This window comes from Clostridium sp. YIM B02569, assembly GCF_022320765.1.
Taxonomy (GTDB): Bacteria; Bacillota; Clostridia; order Clostridiales; family Clostridiaceae; genus Clostridium; species Clostridium beijerinckii.
The window spans coordinates 1-19,982 of record NZ_JAKJJX010000024.1 but is presented as its reverse complement, the minus strand read 5'-3'; the positions used below and the strand labels follow the sequence as shown (position 1 = coordinate 19,982).

Here is a 19,982-nt window from a genome sequence, read left to right as displayed (position 1 = left end):
GGATATGCATCATAAACGAGTTACTGACTTTATACATCTGAAAAAAGTTTTAAATCATATGATTATATTTATAAAGAAATATTATGAAATTATTTTTATTTAGAAGGGACGTAATCTTTTTGAAGAATTCACATAAAATTATACATTACCTTTTTTTATTTTTTGGAGTTTTAGCTATTTCTACATCCGCTATATTTGTAAAACTATCGGCAGCTCCAGCTCCAATAATAGCTACATATAGATTAGTTTTTTCAACATTGATGATATTACCTGTAATATTATTTAACAAAAAATACATACTAGAAATAAAAAAATTGAAACTCAAACAATTAGCGGCAGTGTTTTCATCAGGAATTTTTCTAGCAATACATTATATACTTTGGTTTGAATCCTTGCGTTTTACTTCAGTTGCAAGTTCAACTGTTCTTGTAACTATGCAGCCACTATTTGCTTTTATAGGAAGCTATTTTTTCTTTGGTGAGAGATTAAAGAAACTATCACTATTTGGTGGTTTTTTATCTATATTCGGAAGCTGTATAATCGGATTTGGAGATTTTAAAATTGGTGGGATAGCCTTGATAGGAGATATACTTGCTTTACTAGCAGCTGGAGTTATTACAGCATATTTCCTCATTGGACAAAGTGTAAGAAAAAATTTATCTCTAGTTGCTTATGTTTTCATTTGTTATTTAAGCAGTAGTATATTTTTATTAGCATATTCTGTCATATTAAAATATCCCCTAATAGGCTATGCAAACTCTGATTGGTTATGGTTCTTCTGCTTAGCATTAATTTCAACAATACTTGGCCAAACAGTTTTAAATTGGCTAATTAAGTGGTTAAGTGCTTCAACTATTTCCATGAGTATATTAGGTGAGCCTGTTGGAACGTGTACATTAGCATTCTTAATACTCGGAGAATCCATATCTTATAATCAAATTATCGGATCACTAATTATCTTAATAGGGATATGTATATTTTTAATTGGCCAAACGGTAAAAGTAAAAGATGATAGTTCAAGTAATTCAAAAGCTATATAAGTATTTAACAAAAAAATTCTTATCCTACTTATGCTCTGTCATTTCATTATTTAAATACATTTAATCTTTTTAGAATTTCAATATACTTTAATGCAACATGAATCATAGTAATCTTTTTATTAATTTTATATTATTTATTAATACAATTATGTAGTTAAATTATTTTCTCAATTATAATCATTTAAAATTGATGCAGAAATAGTCTTGAAACAAATCATATTTCAAGACTATTATTTATTCTTATAAGTTATACTTCCTTAATCAATTAGAACAAAATCGCAAACGACTTTGAAGTTTGGGATTTTTTTATGCAGTTTAGAATTCCACTGTAAGGAAATTATATATAAACATCTATATATTTATATTCTTTAAATTTAGAAATAATCCGAAAAATAAGGCTTCTCTACTGGTATTAACTGTTCTAAAATTTTAAGCATATAATATTCTGTTTTTATCCTTCCACACTCATATAAGAATGTAGGACGCTTATATCCCATAAGCATAGTTGTTAATGTCTGAATATCCATTTCCACTAAATTAGCAGCATACATATCATCACTCTTCTCACAGACTGTTTCTTCATCATCCCAATAGATATTAAAAATGCTATTATTCCATTGAGCAATAGGATCATTTATTTTGAAACTTATCTTAAGTTTCTGTGCTTTTACTAGGAATGGGTATTTTATTATAAATTCTTTTACATTTATAATCCTTGCCATAAAGTATGGTTTAATAGTTTCAACTATCTCGCTATCTTCAAATAAAAAAGCCATTGGTTCTCCCGAAAAATTATTTCCCTTTACTTCATTAACCATAGAATAATGGGCACTTATATAATTCCAAATTCCGTGGTGTGCTTCAGTATTTAAATAAACCATTTCTTTAATATAAAATATATCATTTCTAATATAATAGATTAAATAACCAAGGGGCTTATGATTCTTACTGTAGTAAATAGCCGCAATAATATCATCACTATCCCAACGCCAATATTCATCCCACGCAAGCTCATCTCTAATCATTGCACCATGTCTCTGCATTGAAAAATAATCATGTACATTTAAAAGATCCTCACATTCTAAATCTACACGTTCCATCATTCCTTCTACTACTCTTTTTTTAGGAAGCTGCGAATCTTTGATTGTAAAAGTTATTTTATCAGAAATTATTTCCCAACCATGCTTTCTATAAAGAGGGATCGAATATGGATATAAACAAGAAATAACTTGACCTTCTTCATTCATATGAATAATAGCTCGCTTAATCAAAGAATGAATTAACCCTTTTCCAGTGTATTCAGGATAGGTAGCAACTCCAGTAACCCCACCCATTTTGCAAATACTATCATGGATATTTACTTTCATGGAATATACTACAATCATTGAAGCTAACTTACCGTGATAAAACCAACCAAGAACATAGGCATTTTTAAGAATCGGCATTTTAGCATGCATAATTTGCTCTTCTGTCCAACCAGTATGCAAAAGATCTTCCATCGTTATTTGAAATGCATAACGTAAAAGCCCATTAAACTGTTCTAAATCATCTTCAGTTAATTTTCGCATTTTAAAATCGCCGTATTCCTCAATAAACATTTCTTTATCTTTCATAAATCCTCCCCATATTCATCAAAAACGTATTAAATATAATTCATTTTATATTGTTAATAACCTAAATATTTATCAGTATAATTTTACAAGACCATATAATTAATTATCCTTTATTATTATCTTATATTATACTATAAATCTTTGTGCTATACATGCTAAACTTTACAATTTATTCCTCTTTAATTTTAAGTATACAAACTCCTTTTTTCACTATTTGCATAAAAAACTAACCCACTCTTTCCTTGTACATTCAATAAAATCAGACATATTTATTTATTATATTTGGTAATTAAAATTAATATATTTCACATATATGCTGCAACAATAAATTCACATTTAAAATTTAAGTTATGTGAGCTAAGTTAAGACTCAAATTTAAAAATTCAATTGTATCATATATAATATCCCAAAATTTTTCACAAACTTTTATAACACTATATAAACAGCTTTTATTTTCCCTATCACTGATTAAGAATAAATTAAGGTGATTCAAGGTTAATATTAAGAGAAACATGGTAAAATATACTTGTCATTTATTTGCAAGGAGGTAAAGTATGATAATAAAAAAGCAAGCCTACAACATCTCTAAGACTGTGCTAGTATCTATATTTTTAAACTTAATACAAATAATCTTTATAACTCTATTTATTTACTACAAAAGTCAAAATCCACATATGATTGAAGGAAATTTTATCATTTATGTCGTAGCTATAAGCATAGGTATTAATAGTGTCATTACAGGAATAATATTTTATAATTTTTTATTTAAGAAAGGCAGTAATAATTTAATAGATACAATAAGGTATCTTGAGGACTTCAATAAAACATTAAGATCTCAACGTCACGACTACTTGAATCACATTCAGGTGATTTACTCATTAATGGAACTTGAAGAATTTCAGGAAGCAAGAAACTATATAGAACCTGTCTATAAAGATATAGTAAGAATCAGCAAAGCTCTAAAGACTTCAAAGCCAGCAGTTAACGCATTGTTTCAGGCGAAATTGCAAGTGGCTGAAAAGAATAATATAGATATGGAGCTTGAAATAAAAAGCAACTTAAATAATCTTAATATGGAACCATGGGATTTTTGCAGAATTATTGGCAATATTATAGATAATGCTATATTTGCTTTAAAACAAAAGCCAAGCAATAGATATATGCTTGTTGAATTATCAGAAGATCTAAGAAATATACGACTCAATATATCCAATAATGGAGATTGCATACCTCATGAAATTATAGTCAACATATTTAAAGAAGGATTCTCAACAAAAAATGAGAAAGGTGATGGCATGGGCCTCGCTATAGTTAAAGAAATTGTTGAATGTTTTTCTGGTACGATTGAAGTTACATCAAATGATAAACGAACATCTTTCGAAGTTATTCTACCAAAAAAAGAATAATAAAATCTTATAAATTGATATTCAAAGATGCCAACACTCTTATAAATGACATTTGAACCTAAAAACTGTATAACTTAGAAGCTTTATGTTACCAAACTTCAACATGTGGCTTATTATATTTATATACCAAGGAGGGAGGTACAAAAATATGATCGCATTTTTACCTGATGTAACAGTTCTTACAGTTTTGCTTTTAATAGTAGGGTTCGGATTAGTGCTTTTAGAAATGCATATTCCAGGTTTTGGGTTGCCAGGAATCGCCGGAGCTATATGTTTAATACTTGCAGTGGCATTGACTGCTGAGAATTTTGCACAAGCTTTAGTTATGATATTAGGAATTTTAGCAATCCTCGGAATCATGTTAGGTGTTGTTCTAACTTTTTTCACGAAAGGAAAGTTCTTTAAACCATTAATTCTTCCTGATGAGCAAAAGAAAGAACATGGGTATATTAGTTCTTCAGATTTAGATTATTTGTTAGGAAAATCTGGAGTAGCTGTTACTGATCTAAGGCCAACTGGTTCTGTAGATATAGACGGAGTTAAATTTGATGTAATTTCTGAAGGAGAATACATTAATAAAGGGACTAATGTAGAAATATTTAAAGTTAGCGGAGTTAAATTGCTAGTAAAAAAAGTTAAAATATAAATTTATATTTAAAGGAGAGATTATTAATGATTACCAATTTAATTATAGTAGTAATAGCAGTTGTATTTTTAATTACTGTGTTTGTTAGATTTATACCAATAGGATTATGGATATCATCTTTAGCAGCAAATGTTCAAGTAAGCATATTCAACTTGATTGGTATGAGACTTAGAAGAGTTGTACCTTCTAAAATTGTAATTCCACTTATTAAATCAACAAAAGCTGGTATGGGACTTAATGTCAATCAATTAGAAGCCCATTATTTAGCTGGTGGTAATGTAGATAATGTAGTTAATGCATTAATTGCAGCTCATAGAGCTGACATAGACTTACAATTTGAAAAAGCTGCTGCTATTGACTTAGCTGGTAGAGACGTCTTAGAAGCGGTTAAGATGAGTGTTAACCCTAGAGTTATTGAAACTCCAAATGTTTCAGCAGTTGCAAAAGATGGTATAGAACTTTTAGTTAAGGCTAGAGTTACAGTTAGAGCTAATCTCGAAAGGTTGGTCGGAGGGGCTGGAGAAGCAACTATACTAGCCAGAGTTGGTGAAGGTATAGTTACTACAGTTGGTTCTTCTACTAGTCATAAGATAGTATTAGAAAATCCTGATGCTATTTCAAAAACAGTATTAAATAAAGGCTTAGATGCAGGTACTGCCTTTGAGATTCTATCCATTGATATAGCTGACGTAGATGTAGGAAGAAATATAGGAGCTCAACTTCAAACTTTACAAGCTGAAGCCGACAAAAATATAGCTCAAGCTAAAGCTGAAGAAAGAAGAGCAATGGCTGTAGCCAAAGAGCAAGAAATGAGAGCCGCTGTTGTAGAATCAGAAGCCGAAGTACCAAGAGCTATGGCTTATGCACTTAGAGAAGGAAAACTTGGAATAATGGATTATTATGATATGCAAAATGTTATTGCAGATACAAGTATGAGAAGTTCGATTTCTAGCGCAGGAAATAAAAGCCAATCTCTTTCTAGTGATAACAAAGAGCAGAGAGACAAAAAATAGACTCCTGGGAGAGTGAAAACTATGAAATATGATGATACCATTAATGTATTAAAAATTCTTGCAAATGCTATATTCAATCCTACGTCCATATCAAACAATAATTCAAGAAATTTTGTTTTCAAATATCCAAATGCAGCCGAATTGAATGATAGTATAAACGACACTCCCGATACGGAGTTAGAGAATGATGATGAAGAATATGACGAAGGTGATTCCATTGACGATATAGCTAGTGAAAACACGGATTCTTATAATAATACAAAAAATAGCTACTATGATAAAAAAGAAGCAACTTCTTTAAATCCACATGGAATTATAGATTCTATTACCCAGGAAATAACACCAGTTAGACTTCAACAAGCTATTATACTTTCAGAGATAGTTGGAAAGCCAAAAAGTAAAACTAGAAAAAGAAGATTTTAAATTAGGAGAATTATTCTATGAATATAAAAGTGCTTATAGTTGACGATGAAATAGGAATAAGGACCATAATAAAAAAAATACTAGATAAATCTGGTGGATTTGAAGTTGTCGGAGAAACAGATAATGGTGAAGAAGCTATAGACATATTTAAAGAGCACCGCCCTAATGTGGTGTTCTTTGATATTGAAATGCCTAAGTGCAACGGTATAGATTGTGCTAGAATATTAACAGATATAGACCCTAAAACTATAATTATCTTTGCAACAGCCCATGCAGAGTATATGTCCGAAGCCTTCCAGTTGTACGCTTTTGATTATTTAATAAAACCATTCAAAATAGAAAGAGTAATGCAGACCTTAGACAGAATTAAAAATTTAAACAAACCCAGCTATGGAGATGGTATAGACAAGATAATAAAGCACGAAAAGGGATTGGATAAGCTTATGATAAAAAATAAGGAAGGTATAAGCTTTGTAGATACGAAGGAAATTGTTTTAGTTCAAAGAGAAGAAAGTTCCACTGTTATATATACAAAAACAGATAGCTTCACAACTTCCATTTCTTTATCCGATATAGAAGAAAAACTAGACCATACTCAATTCTTTAGAAGTCACAAATCCTATATTATCAATTTATCATTGATTACAAAAATCTATCCATACGGAAGATGGACGTATATTGTCAAACTTAAAAATACAGAAAAAGATGCTCTACTTACTCACGAAAAATATGAGGAAATAAAAAAGCTTTTTAGTTTGTAATAAATTAAACCTTCTAGAAATAGCAAAATAACATTACTTCTAGGAGGTTTTTATTATAAAAAAAATTAATTCTATATATTTTTATAAATGAAATATACGGTAAGTTCTATAATTGAATTTGGATCTTTCTTATTTTTTTACTACTCTTCGTTAAAAAACGCAAATAAGTTAACTATCATCTCTAAAAAAATTATAATAATTGGCTGATTGTCATATGCACCTGGTTTATAAAATTGTCCAGCCGAAGGCATCTGGAAGTAAAAATGGGACTTGCTTCTTAGAACCGCAATATCATTAGTTGTTATCACTACAGTCGTTATACCATTATTATATGCTTCTACTATCTGTCTATTAATTTCCTTACTTTTTCCACTATTGGTAATAGCAATTAGCATATCTCCTTCTTCTGCTAAACTACAACTTTCATCTATTTCGAACTTATTATCCAATGCCTCAATATTTCTTTTATATTTGAATATACGATATCTTAAATACTTAGCAATTAATCCTGACTCTCCTATACCTATTACTCGAATATTATTACTTTTTTTCATCTTTGATACTAATTTTCTAATCTCATCTTCGCTTATCATTTTTTCTAATATATTCAAGACAGATAAATATGTAGTTACTGTTCTATTAATAATATGGTCTTCGTTTTCCTTCTCTTCCTTATTAAAATAGCAGGAAAAATCATATCTGAATTCTACATACCCTTTATAGCCTAACTTTTTGCAAAATCTTGTTATAGCAGAATTAGATACATTAAGATCTTCTGCAAGTACTACTATCGTGCTATTCATAATCAATGTCGGATCAGACATCAATCTATTATAAATTTCAAGTTCAACTTTCGTAAATGTTGAAGCCATAGATTTCATCAAACTAATTGGATCCAAATTCCCCACCTCATATTCCTTATTTATTGCATTATACCAATATTATATCAAAAAAACTATATGATATCTTACATGTTTCACTTAGAAATCGGGTTTATTAGTTAAAATAAAAATGTTACACAACTTAAAATCAGTTGTGCAACATTTTGCTTAAATATTTTACTTATGCTGACACACCATTTCCTCTTTGTGCAGCTTGCTCATTCTTATAGTTTATATTATCTAACTTCTTAAAGAATGGAAGATATATAAAGAATGACATTACTAATACTAAGAATTGCAATATTGCTGTTCTAACACCACCAACTAAAAGACCTGAAATTACTGGAGGAGTTGTCCATGGAACCATTACCCCACCAAATGGTGGAACTATTCCTGTTGCTATTGCAAAATAAAGTATTATTCCTGATAACATAGGAGTAATTATAAACGGAAGAGCCATAAAAGGATTCATTACTATTGGTGTTCCGAATGTGACTGGTTCATTTATGTTAAATATCGCAGGTACTATTGCGAGTTTTCCTAATTGTTTGCATTGAGCTGACTTTGAAAATGCCAACATTGCCGCAACTAAACCTATTGTCATACCAGCCCCTGTTACTGTCATAAATTGATCCAAAAATTGTTGTGTTACTATATGAGCTCCATTTGCTATTGTTAATTCCTTTCCACTTGTAACTATAGCTGCGTTATCTAATGTATTCGATGTCAATACACTTGACATTACACCACTTACTATTGTTGAACCATGAACCCCAAACCACCATAAGAAAGGAATTGCAAATCCCATAAATAATACTCCACCTATTGAATCTGTCATACCTTGTAAAGGTGTTTGAATTACTTTATATATCCATTCGATAAGAGTTGTGTGTAATCCCCAGTTAAATACTGAATAAAGTACTGTTGCACCAACTATTATTACTGCTCCTGGTATTAATGCTGCAAAAGAGTTTGCAACACCTTGTGGTACACCTGCTGGCATTTTTATTGTAATATTTCTCTTCATAAACCATGAGTAAACTGCCCCAACTATTAATCCTATAATAATTGCAGTGACCATACCTTTCCCCCCACACCATGCTGTTGGGATGACATCGCCTACTGTTTCTCCACTTTTAGTTATTACAGAAGAACTAGTTGTTAATACAAATACTACAAATGATATTACTCCTGCAGATAAAGGCTCATAGCCTTCATTTTTAGCATAAGTATATGCTATTCCTATTGTCCCCATAAGCGCTATTATATTAAATGTAGCTCCATATGCTTTCCATAAAGGATCTGTCCACCCTGCACCTAATGTAACAGCTAACCAGTCATTTAATGGTTGATACGGCAATTGCGCTAATAACAGAAATATTGAACCCACTAACGTTAGAGGTAATGTATATAAGATACCATCTTTTAAGGCAAGAACACCTTTTAAGTTGACAAATTTCATAACTATCGGTATTACTTTCTCATTTAAATTATTTTGAAACGATGACATAATAATTCCTCCTTAAATACTCAACTAAATAACAAATTTTATATTACCTAAAGTTTCAAATCTTAATATAAGTAAACATTGCGCGCTTAATGAATACATATTAGGATCTTTTAACTACTAAGTCTTTACTAAAGTTTTTCTCCTCTTTCTTCTATTATCTTCTTGTACCAATATCCTGATAATTTTATTTTTCTATCTAAATTATTCTTATGATCAACATATATAAAGCCATATTGCTTTTTATATCCATTTAACCAGCTCAATAAATCAATTGCAGACCAAGCGTAATATCCTTTTAAATTTATATTTTCTTCAATGGCTCTTTTTACTGCTTTTAAATGTGCTTCTATATATTTTATCCTTGGAACGTCTACTATTTCATTCTCAATTATCGGATCTTCATCTCCCAAACCATTTTCAGTAATATACATCTTTATATCGCCATAGCTATCTTTTAACATCCTTAATCCATCTAAGAATGCATCTGGAGCAATCTCCCATCCCCATTTTGTATAAACTTTATCTTTTAACATAACGGTTCTAAAAACTCCATCAAATGATGCATTGCCTGGTGCTCCTGTAGAATTCTCTCTAGTTCTTTCTTGATTTTCATTTTGAATATCGTTCTTTGCAACCCTTTTCGGTTGATAATAATTAAGACCTATGAAATCATTCTTTGGCGCCATTTCTTTTATTACATCTAATTCATCTTGAGTCCATTCTGGAAGCCATCCTTTCTGTTCTAACTGTTTAACTACATATTCTGGATAACTTCCTTTTAATATCGGATCATAATACCAATTAATTTCATACTGATTTGCATGGTATGCTGCTTTAATATTTTCCTCATTGCTATCTATACTAAATGCTGGAGAAAAAACGTGAGTTATTCCTATTTCACCAAACTGCTTCATTTCCTTATAGGACTTTACCGCTTTGGCATGTGCTGTAAAAACATTATGTGTTACTTGAAAATACTTTTTAGGATTGTTCCTAATACCTGGTGGATGTGCTCCTGCTAGATACCCTAGCGATGCAAATACAACAGTTTCATTAAAAGTAATCCAATGCTTCACCCTGTCACCAAATGCTTTAAAACATACCTCCGCATATTTTACAAAGGCATTAACAGTTCTTTTATTTGTCCATCCCCCATCTTCCTCTAAATTTTGAGGCATGTCCCAATGATATAATGTTATAAATGGAACTATTCCATATTCTAAGCATTCATCTATTAAATTATTATAAAAATCTATCCCTTTTTGATTAACTTCTCCGTCACCATCTGGAATTATTCTTGGCCAAGAAACAGAAAATCTATACGATTCTATTCCAATTTCAGCCATTAACTTTACATCCTCTTTATACCTATGGTAATGATCTACCGCTATATCTCCATTAGTTCCCTCAAAAGTTTTTCCTGGAATCTTGGAAAATACATCCCAATTTGATATTCCCTTGCCATCTTCGTTATACGCTCCTTCTACTTGATATGCAGCAGAAGCTGCTCCAAATAGAAAATCCTTAGAAAATTTCATAATTTAATTACTCCTTCTATTTCTACATATTTATTCATTCACTAGTTAGCTAATCTTAGTGCAAAATCTAATACTTTCTCCCCATTCATCATTCCGTAATCAACCATCGGTATTACATCTACGGGAATTCCCAATGGTTCGCATATCTTTTTTGCTTTTCCTAATGTGTATCCAACTTGTGGTCCTAATAACGCAACATTTACACCATCTAGATGTTTATCCATTTGACCTTCTGGAAAAGCTTCAATATCTACCTCTATTCCCCAGATTTTAGCTGCATCCTTCATTTTATTTACCAAAAGACTTGTTGACATTCCTGCTGCACAAAACAATCTAATTTTTATCATTTACTATCCTCTCCTTTAAAAAAGTATATCTTTGTATAGAATTTATTTTAAATTTAATCTGTTTTTTAATTACACTTTCACTAATCCATTTATAACTTTTCTCAGTTCAATTATTTGCTCAATTAAATTTTTCTCTGTTATTGCAGTCATCAAATGATCTTGTGCATGTACAAACAATACTGACATATTTATTCTTTCGCCATTAGCCTCTTTTTGTAGAAACACTGTTTGTCCATCATGTGCCTTTGCAATAGCATCATTTGCTAATTCCATTTCTTTTTCAGCTTCTTCATAATTTTCTTCTTTCACATTGTTAAGAGCCATATAAGCGTGATTTTTACAATCTCCAGCATTGATTATAATATTCATAATTGCTATTTCTAATTCTTCCATAACTAATCTCCTCCGCTCTATATAATTTAAATCATCTTCATTCCATGCCATTACACAAAAGCAATACAGATGCCAAACTCTATAAAAACTTTTTCAAAAGTTAGTATTTAAAATCTCTTTTTATTTCATTTAAACAGTGTAAAGCCTTACTATATAAAGCTTTTACCATTTTTTATTTTTCTGAAAATATTTTTATTTTATAATTACATTTTTAAAAATATTTTCAGTAAAGATCTAATATTGTTTGATCGCTTTTTTAACTGTTTATTTTTTTACTCGTAGTGTTTGAGAAAAATATATATCCTTTACACAGTGTTTGAATAAAATAGCACAGCGTTTGGTTTTTTTATTAATTAAGTGTTATACACTATCTTTTTTTAAACACAACAATTAAATTTATAATATTTTATTAAAAATCATCTTATAAAAAAATTATGTTTACATATATATTTATTCGACAAAGTGATTTCACTTCAATATATGTAAATATCCCTTTCATTTTAATTTTTAAGTAGAATAATTTAACTAATATATTAAAAATGAGTTTTACTAATATAAATAAATATATTATAATTAAAAATTGACAATGTATTATCAAAATGCAAAAAAATAAACACTTTAATAAAAGAAGTATAATTATTTTGATAATACGAAAATATTTAAGGAGGATTATTTATGAAACAAAAGCTAAGCTTTCAGCAAAACTTATTAATAGGTTCATTATTATTTGGACTATTTTTTGGTGCTGGTAATCTAATTTTCCCAGTTCAAATGGGACAACAGGCTGGAGATCACGCTTTTACAGCTACTATTGGATTTTTAATTACTGGAGTAGGATTACCTATATTAGGGATTATCGCATCTGCTCTTTCAAGAAGTGAAAGTTTATTTGATATGGCGAGGCCTATTAGCTCTCGTTATGCAAGTATATTCACATGCTTATTGTATTTAACAATTGGCCCTTTATTTGCAATTCCACGTACTGCTACAGTTGCATTTGAAGTTGGAATTCATCCTTTTATTTCTGATGGATATTTGAAATTAGGACTAATTATTTTTTCATTAATATTTTTTGCTTTTACTATTTATTTTTCATTAAAACCAGGACAAATTTTAGATTGGGTTGGTAAGTATCTTACCCCTATTTTCTTGGTATTATTATCAATTTTATTAATCGCTACATTTGTACATCCAATGGGACAAGCAAATCAATTTCCTGCGCAAGGAAATTATGCAACTCAACCATTATTCACTGGTTTATTAGATGGATATAATACCATGGATGCACTTGCTTCTGTAGCCTTTGCTATTATTATTATTTCTAACATACAGAAACTAGGAGTTAAAAACCCTCAATCAATTGCTATAGAGACATGTAAATCAGGCCTTGTTAGCGTTATAGGAATGACTATTATCTATGGATCTCTAGCTTATATGGGTGCTACAAGCTTAGGCAGCGTTAATCGTGCTGATAACGGTGGAAGTATATTATCTATGGTAAGCAATCATTACTTTGGTTTTACCGGACAAATATTATTAGCTTTTATTGTTGGAATCGCATGTATAAAAACAGCTATTGGTTTAATAACCTCTTGTTCTGAAATGTTCAGCGAAATGTTTCCAAACTCTATTTCTTACAAAAAATATGCTGTTTTATTTACAGTTTTCTCTTTCATAATCGCTAACTTTGGATTGAGTAATATCATTCAACTATCTATACCAGTACTTATGTTTTTATATCCTTTAGTAATTACTTTAATCCTACTATCTCTATTAGCACCTTTTATTAATAAACAAAGCGATGTTTATAGATGGACAACAGGATTCACAGTTATTGCGGCATTTTTTGATTTATGTAAATCATTGCCTCAACCTCTACAAGAAAATTTAATCGTTAAGCAACTTGTGAATTTTGCTCACTCATATTTACCTGGCTTTGATTATGGATTTGGATGGATAATACCAGCACTTTACGGGTTCTTCATAGGACTAATCATCTGGACTATTCGTTCAAAGAAACGCAAAAGTGCTTAAACATAATATTTCAAAGATAGCTTAGACTTATGCAATAAGCATTCGAAAGGAGAAACATTGTTATTTCACAGGACTATGAAAATTTCGCTGAAAGTGCTAAATTGCAGGTTGCACCATTAATGCTTGCTCCCAATTTCATTGTGACAAGCATTAATGAAACAACCTACAATTAAGAGCTTTTAACAGCTTATTTTCAATGCCTGCTGCATAAAAATGTTTCTCCTTTCTAGTATGGTATTTATAATATGTAGTTTATTGTTTATATCACTTATCTATTTTCACTTTCCACAAGTCTCCGGTTGATTTATAAATTATGAATCAACCGGAGACTTTTACGCATCTGTCTTTTCAAATGCATGTGATCGAAATCTGGTAGGTGAATATATTATCTTTTAAAAGGCAATCTTCAAAACCAGTCTTTTTCATAATTTATACTACAAGGAACACAGTATTTGCAGATTTGAATCAAGTATGAATTTTTAGAGAATAAAAAAATAACCTAGCATACTAATGCTAAGTTCAATTCAAAATATTCAATTTGTATTATATAATTGGTGGCTCACCCGGGAATCGAACCCGGGACACCATGATTAAAAGTCATGTGCTCTACCAACTGAGCTAGTGAACCAAAAATTGGCTAGGATGACAGGATTCGAACCTGCGAATAATGGAGTCAGAATCCATTGCCTTACCACTTGGCGACATCCCAGTATGGGGTGAACGATGGGACTCGAACCCACGACAACCAGTGCCACAAACTGGCGCTCTACCAACTGAACTACGTTCACCATATTTGACTACAAAAATTAAAATTCAACTTTTAATTTTTAAAGATTAAAGTATTACCAATATAGGTAAAAAATTTTTATTTGCTTGTTTATTATAAGTTACATATTGTTAATTGTCAACTATATAAATATAATTAATGTTAAGTACAGTACCAATCATATGTTAAAAACCATTATATTCAAAGCCTAAAGCCTCTTTATTCCACTGACATCTCAACATTTCTAGCTAAAAATACTCTTATCTAAAATAAATAGAATTATTCATTTAAATCATAATCTCATTATTTTCTGATTTTAAATAAGTTTAGAATCAGTTAAATAATTTTTAGGGGTGATAAAATCACCCCTATTATATGAAAATAATCATTGAAATATTTCTTTATTTAAATATCTTTACACGTTCTTCTAATGGTTTAAATTCTTTTGGGCCTGGATCCGCTGTTGGCTTTCCAAAAGGCATTTGCCCAATGAGTTTCCAATCATCAGATATTCCCCATTCTTTCTTTATGTCATTTTCAATAAGCTCATTATAATGTTGAAGCGATGCTCCAAATCCTTCAATTTCTAATGCAGTCCAAATAACAAACTGGTGCATTCCACTTGCTTGTTGAGACCAAATTGGGAAATTGTCTTTATAAAGTGAAAATTGTTGTTGAAGAGATTCTATCACGCTATTATCTTCAAAAAATAAAACTGTACCATAACCGCTTCTAAACGAATTTATTTTTTCTTGAGTTGGCTCAAATTTATCTTCAGGAACAATCTTTCTTAAAGCATTCTCTGTGATATCCCATAATCTATCATGATGATCTCCTAACAATAGTACTACTCTTGCACTTTGTGAATTGAATGATGATGGTGTATGCTTTACAGCATGTTCTATAATTTCCTTGATTCTATCATCAGAAACCACCTTTTCTTTACTAATTCCATAAAATGAACGTCTATCTGCTACAGCAGTAAAAAAATCTTTTGACATATAATCATTCCTCCTATCATATCTAAATTTATTTAAGTATTTATATTCTTTTCTTTTTAAATAATTACTTACAGTAATTTAAAATTATATCTAACTATAACTAGTACATCTTTTATATAAAAACAGTGAAGCCTAATAAATTCACTTCAATATTTTTAATTAGTTACTTACATTTAGTAAGTAACTTTAGATTAATTATTACACACTTATAACACTTAGTCAATAGTATTTTAAATATAAATTCATAATTTTTTTAATTTTCAAACAATAAAAAAATATAAAGAATCTCCATTGTAATTAAGAAAATTCTCTATATTTTTTGAATTGTCTTAGTTAATTCCATTTTTCTGCCCATTTTTGGATCTCATCCATGGCACTTTGAAGATCATGGCCTTTTTCTGTCAATTCATATTCTATGCGCACTGGAGTTTCCGGATAAACTTTTCTAATAATTATTCCTTCCTTTTCCAGCTCCTTAAATCGTTCTGTAAGCATACGAGCACTCATATTAGGAATAGCTTCTTCTATATCTGAAAATCGATTTTGTCCATTCAATAATGTTCTTATAATCAATCCGGTCCATCTTTTTCCTAGTAATTCAAAAGCATTTTCAAACCTTGGGCACATATGAAATTTTTCCATATTTAATCACCACCTGTTACTATTCTATCATAATCACTTAATTAAGATAAGCAACTTATGATATTATACTAAATATAATAATATTCATTGAATAAGTCAATATTCCGTAAAACTTATGTATTAACTTTGATCTTTATGGTAATATCTAATATTAATTAATTATTGAATCTAAAGGAGGATTTTATTATATGGTTAAACCTTTATTTTTAGCACACGGCTCTCCAATGATGGCCATTGAAGAAGATAATTATACTGAATTTCTAAATAATCTTGGAAAGAAATTAAACCCTAAAGCTATTGTTATCTTTACAGCACACTGGGATAGTGAAACACTAACTATATCATCTTCTGATTCCACATACGAAACAGTATATGATTTTTATGGATTTCCAGAAGAACTTTACAATGTAAAATATGAGGCGCAAGGTTCTAGTACAGTTGCAGCAAAAGTCGAAGAAAAACTTTCACACGAAGGCATAAAAGTTAAAAAAGACTTAAATAGGGGTCTAGATCACGGAGCTTGGACTCTTTTAAAACACCTTTATCCAGAAGTCAACATCCCCGTTGTTCAAGTTTCAATAGACCCCAAATTATCCATTGAAGAACAAATAAAAATAGGTAGCGCTCTAAAAACTTTAGGTGATGAAGATATCTTAGTTATCGGAAGCGGAAATACAGTTCATAATCTAAATTTAGTTGATTTTGAAGCTGTAAGCAATGATTCTTGGGCTGAAGAGTTTGATGACTGGTTAATTAACAGGTTAAAAGAAAATGATTTTAATTCACTTTACAATTATAGAGATCAAGCTCCAAATGCCGATTTGGCTGTTCCAATCCCTGAGCATTTTGTTCCGCTATTTATAGCATTAGGCAGCAGTTCGCTACTAATTCCTAGAGTTATTTTTCGAGAGTATGAATTAGGAAATTCAAGCCGTCTTTGCCTTGAATTTTAGTAATCTAATATTTTAGCAGGATATGATATACTCAATCCTGCTTTAGTAAAAAATTTAATAGTATTTTTCCTTTACTTCTCTTGTGAATCCATAATCAATAATTACTGGCCTGCCATTAATTACTCCCCAACTACTTTGTCTATTCAAATCACTTAATAGTAAATTATAATTTTGAGAAATACTTTTTATCTGTTTTAAATCAAACATTTCTTTTTTACTTTTAACATCAAAATATCTCCATATTTCCGTAATATTATATACCTTATCCGCTCTCTCCATAATTAAGAACTCAAAGTTTTTTGAAACGTCTATAACCTTCGCAAACATGTTAGAATTGTCATAACGAGAAATATAATACTCTGTTTTATTTTGTGCAATTCCAGCTGCATTCTTTGCTATTTTTACTACATATCCATTCCCAAGATCAAATACTTCTCTACAAGAACCGGAACCAATATATCTGCAATATCCTCGTGTTATACTAAATATAATTCGATTAATATCCATTTAAACACCTGCTTTATGCTCATCTCTTTATATTCATTGGTAAAATTCTACATATTATATTATTCGCTCGATATGAAATTGGTTCGCTATGCTTTTACAACTTAATTAATTCCAAATAAAAAATGTAGCTGAGGAATTTTATTTTTTCCTCAGCTACATTTATACTTTCTACTTATCCGGCTCAACATGAACCATTACCTGCGTTATATCTAGATCTTCTTTCAATTTATCTTCTATTTTTTCGGTAATGGAATGCCCTTCAACTAAAGACAATTCAGAACTAACACTAACTACCAAATCAAGTAAAATATTATTTCCATGAACGCGCGCTCTTATATTCTTAATTTGTTTAACACCAGGAACTTGGTTAATAGATTTAGTTATACCATCAAGCTTCTCTCTGCTAAAACCATCTGATAGATTATGAGTTGCCTCCCTAAATATATCCCATCCTGTCTTTAATATTAAAGCACTTACAACTACAGCTGCAAGAGGATCTATCCAAGGAAAACCAAACTGAGAAGCAACAATACCTATGGTCGTACCAATACTTACCCATGCATCAGAAAGATTATCTTTTGCAGCAGCCATTAGCCCAGAGCTTTTTATCTTAACAGCAATCCTCATATTATAACGATATACCATGTAAATAGCCGCAGCACAAAAAATTGCAACTACAGCAGATACTAAATCAGGAGCCTTAGGGTTAAAAAAGATAACTGATTTAATCGCATTATAGAGCACATCAAGACCAACAGCCAGCATAATTAAAGATGCTATTAATGATGCTATTGTTTCTGCTCTAAGATGACCATAAGGATGATCATCATCAGCTGGCTTTCCCGATATTTTTAGCCCAATTAAAACTGCCACTGAAGCTATTATATCGGTAGTATTATTGATTCCGTCAGCTAATAATGCCTTAGATTGAGCAAAAAAGCCAACTCCGAGTTTTAATAATGATAATGTTATATACGCTATAATACTCACTCTAGCTCCACGTTCTGCTATTTTTAAATTATTATAACTGTTTTCCATACTTTCCACCCCTGACTATACTATTTTTCAATGCTATCTTAATAATTATCATTCTTAAATATATTTATGCAAAACATACTCTTCATTGAAGTAATTAACTTACAAGTACTTTACTATAAGGCAATTACAGCATATGGTTTGCTATAAAAATGTATTTTTCAATTAAAGATTACATAAAGTTAATTTTCCAAATAACATAAGTATTATTCGTTATTATATCTACATATTATATGCCACTAAATTTTATAGACATTATAATGCTTATAGATATATAGATTAAACTTAACAGCATTTAGCATTTGGGTAGTAGTCTCAGGTTAGCTAGTATAGCCATAAATTAAATATTATTATCAAACAGAAAGTAATTAAAGCGTTCATTTACAGATAAATTATTTTACTATGGAATTTTCTATATATTTATCAAGGTACCTTTCTAAGTCATCAATCTCTTCATTTTTAGGCAAACAGCTAATTAATGTTTTTAAAACTTCTCTCTCCTTTATATAGTTAAGAGAAAATGAAAAATTTAAATCAATTATCCAACTTAATTCATATATTTTTCTATCATTATAATTTTCCAGTGAATTATTACTAATTTTTTTGTTTGAACGAATGTCCTTAATAAGCTCTGAATTATAGCCTGATGTAAAAGGTAAATTATCAAGCGCCGGATTAGGATGATTTTTTCTTTCTCTCTCATATCCCATAATGATTCTGAAAATATCAAGTTTATCGGCATCTCTAATCAATTTGCAAAACAATGATTCTTCCTTATTCAAATCCATCGGAAGATCTTTTGCATTATGAAGATTTACAGCTTTAATAATAATCTTTCTTCTACTGTCATCTAAGTTTTTTAATGTTCCATTCTCTTCTAATATTTTAACGCCTAAAGCAGCATGATTTTCTGAAAAAGCATCCCTAAATGTCTTATACTTTTTAAATTGTTCAAACCTTCCTATATCATGAAATAATCCTATTATCTCCGCTGTATCAACTTCTTCTTGGGTGAAATTTAAAGATTTTGCAATATTTACAGCATGCTCTGCGACTTTTAGCGTATGTATTTCCTTAAGTTCAATATTCTGATTTATTAAGCTATCTTCCCCATAAAATTTTTTTACATAAGAGCTAAACCAATCATAATATTCTTTAACTAATATATTTTCCATTTTTATCTCCTTACTATATCTAAATATATATCTATTATACTCCTTTAGCATAAATTACTTAACTATAAAACCTCCTTCTATATGAGCATAGGTTTTAATTCACATTCATTACGAATCCTTAAAGAATAAAAATACCTTGACAATACTCATTTAATATTGCCAAGGCTTATAATTTAGGATTTGATCATAAAAATTATATTTATTTTATGTTTATATTTTATTTTTCTTGTAAATACTCATCTATTGCTTTTGCTGCTTTTTTACCAGCACCCATAGCAAGTATTACTGTTGCTGCTCC

At 30.0% G+C, this 19,982-nt stretch carries 19 protein-coding genes and 3 tRNA genes; 8 read left to right on the top strand and 14 right to left on the bottom strand.

The window, feature by feature from the left end:
• Positions 1-83: 83 nt before the first annotated feature.
• Positions 84-1,040, top strand: a complete 957-nt coding sequence (locus L3B96_RS19820) for a DMT family transporter (protein ID WP_236895017.1) — start codon at positions 84-86, stop codon at positions 1,038-1,040.
• Between the two features lie 374 nt (positions 1,041-1,414).
• On the opposite strand, the gene L3B96_RS19815 is transcribed toward L3B96_RS19820, so the two are convergent.
• Positions 1,415-2,653 (bottom strand): GNAT family N-acetyltransferase, encoded by a 1,239-nt coding sequence (locus L3B96_RS19815; RefSeq protein WP_238948366.1) that lies wholly within the window; start codon positions 2,651-2,653, stop codon positions 1,415-1,417.
• 554 nt (positions 2,654-3,207) lie between these two features.
• Here L3B96_RS19815 and L3B96_RS19810 point away from each other — a divergent pair.
• The 5 genes from L3B96_RS19810 to L3B96_RS19790 all read left to right on the top strand — a co-directional run bounded on the left by L3B96_RS19810 (position 3,208) and on the right by L3B96_RS19790 (position 6,902).
• Complete coding sequence (locus L3B96_RS19810; RefSeq protein ID WP_238948365.1) at positions 3,208-4,059, top strand: Spo0B domain-containing protein; 852 nt, start codon at positions 3,208-3,210, stop codon at positions 4,057-4,059.
• A gap of 148 nt (positions 4,060-4,207) precedes the next feature.
• Positions 4,208-4,705, top strand: coding sequence for an NfeD family protein (locus L3B96_RS19805; protein WP_238948364.1), 498 nt, complete (start codon positions 4,208-4,210; stop codon positions 4,703-4,705).
• Positions 4,706-4,731: 26 nt separating this feature from the next.
• A complete protein-coding gene (floA, locus tag L3B96_RS19800) occupies positions 4,732-5,718 on the top strand; it encodes a flotillin-like protein FloA (protein ID WP_077305678.1) in 987 nt (328 codons plus the stop codon).
• Between the two features lie 21 nt (positions 5,719-5,739).
• Positions 5,740-6,141 (top strand): hypothetical protein, encoded by a 402-nt coding sequence (locus tag L3B96_RS19795; protein WP_238948363.1) that lies wholly within the window; start codon positions 5,740-5,742, stop codon positions 6,139-6,141.
• A 17-nt stretch (positions 6,142-6,158) separates the two neighbouring features.
• Complete coding sequence (locus L3B96_RS19790) at positions 6,159-6,902, top strand: LytTR family DNA-binding domain-containing protein (RefSeq protein WP_077305671.1); 744 nt, start codon at positions 6,159-6,161, stop codon at positions 6,900-6,902.
• 140 nt (positions 6,903-7,042) lie between these two features.
• Here the strand turns inward: L3B96_RS19790 and L3B96_RS19785 are convergent, their stop codons facing one another.
• From L3B96_RS19785 to L3B96_RS19765, 5 genes are all read right to left on the bottom strand, one after another.
• Complete coding sequence (locus tag L3B96_RS19785) at positions 7,043-7,810, bottom strand: MurR/RpiR family transcriptional regulator (RefSeq protein WP_238948362.1); 768 nt, start codon at positions 7,808-7,810, stop codon at positions 7,043-7,045.
• Between the two features lie 154 nt (positions 7,811-7,964).
• A complete protein-coding gene (locus tag L3B96_RS19780) occupies positions 7,965-9,293 on the bottom strand; it encodes a PTS sugar transporter subunit IIC (protein WP_238948361.1) in 1,329 nt (442 codons plus the stop codon).
• A 128-nt stretch (positions 9,294-9,421) separates the two neighbouring features.
• On the bottom strand, positions 9,422-10,831 hold the full coding sequence (locus L3B96_RS19775; protein WP_077305667.1) for a GH1 family beta-glucosidase: 1,410 nt from the start codon (positions 10,829-10,831) through the stop codon (positions 9,422-9,424).
• 41 nt (positions 10,832-10,872) lie between these two features.
• Entirely contained in the window at positions 10,873-11,178 is a 306-nt protein-coding gene (locus L3B96_RS19770) for a PTS sugar transporter subunit IIB (RefSeq protein ID WP_238948360.1), read from the bottom strand.
• Between the two features lie 69 nt (positions 11,179-11,247).
• The gene (locus L3B96_RS19765; protein ID WP_038457332.1) at positions 11,248-11,571 is read right to left on the bottom strand and encodes a PTS lactose/cellobiose transporter subunit IIA; all 324 of its coding nucleotides are present in this window, start codon (positions 11,569-11,571) and stop codon (positions 11,248-11,250) included.
• Positions 11,572-12,246: 675 nt separating this feature from the next.
• Here L3B96_RS19765 and brnQ point away from each other — a divergent pair.
• On the top strand, positions 12,247-13,605 hold the full coding sequence (brnQ, locus tag L3B96_RS19760) for a branched-chain amino acid transport system II carrier protein (RefSeq protein WP_238948359.1): 1,359 nt from the start codon (positions 12,247-12,249) through the stop codon (positions 13,603-13,605).
• A 552-nt stretch (positions 13,606-14,157) separates the two neighbouring features.
• On the opposite strand, the gene L3B96_RS19755 is transcribed toward brnQ, so the two are convergent.
• The 5 genes from L3B96_RS19755 to L3B96_RS19735 form a co-directional block, all read right to left on the bottom strand.
• Positions 14,158-14,233: transfer RNA gene (locus L3B96_RS19755), tRNA-Lys, on the bottom strand.
• Between the two features lie 6 nt (positions 14,234-14,239).
• Positions 14,240-14,314: transfer RNA gene (locus L3B96_RS19750), tRNA-Gln, on the bottom strand.
• A 3-nt stretch (positions 14,315-14,317) separates the two neighbouring features.
• Positions 14,318-14,393: transfer RNA gene (locus L3B96_RS19745), tRNA-His, on the bottom strand.
• Positions 14,394-14,772: 379 nt separating this feature from the next.
• Entirely contained in the window at positions 14,773-15,372 is a 600-nt protein-coding gene (locus L3B96_RS19740; protein ID WP_011968802.1) for a nitroreductase family protein, read from the bottom strand.
• A 333-nt stretch (positions 15,373-15,705) separates the two neighbouring features.
• Positions 15,706-16,014: a helix-turn-helix domain-containing protein gene (locus tag L3B96_RS19735; protein WP_238900463.1), complete on the bottom strand. Its 309-nt coding sequence runs from the start codon at positions 16,012-16,014 to the stop codon at positions 15,706-15,708.
• 188 nt (positions 16,015-16,202) lie between these two features.
• On the opposite strand from L3B96_RS19735, the gene L3B96_RS19730 reads away from it, so the two are divergent.
• Positions 16,203-16,967 (top strand): class III extradiol ring-cleavage dioxygenase, encoded by a 765-nt coding sequence (locus L3B96_RS19730; protein WP_238948358.1) that lies wholly within the window; start codon positions 16,203-16,205, stop codon positions 16,965-16,967.
• Positions 16,968-17,021: 54 nt separating this feature from the next.
• Here the strand turns inward: L3B96_RS19730 and L3B96_RS19725 are convergent, their stop codons facing one another.
• The 3 genes from L3B96_RS19725 to L3B96_RS19715 form a co-directional block, all read right to left on the bottom strand.
• Positions 17,022-17,474, bottom strand: coding sequence for a hypothetical protein (locus L3B96_RS19725; protein ID WP_238900465.1), 453 nt, complete (start codon positions 17,472-17,474; stop codon positions 17,022-17,024).
• A gap of 168 nt (positions 17,475-17,642) precedes the next feature.
• Positions 17,643-18,512, bottom strand: a complete 870-nt coding sequence (locus L3B96_RS19720; RefSeq protein WP_011968798.1) for a cation diffusion facilitator family transporter — start codon at positions 18,510-18,512, stop codon at positions 17,643-17,645.
• A 389-nt stretch (positions 18,513-18,901) separates the two neighbouring features.
• Positions 18,902-19,684: an HD domain-containing protein gene (locus L3B96_RS19715; RefSeq protein ID WP_077831713.1), complete on the bottom strand. Its 783-nt coding sequence runs from the start codon at positions 19,682-19,684 to the stop codon at positions 18,902-18,904.
• Between the last annotated feature and the right edge of the window lie 298 nt (positions 19,685-19,982).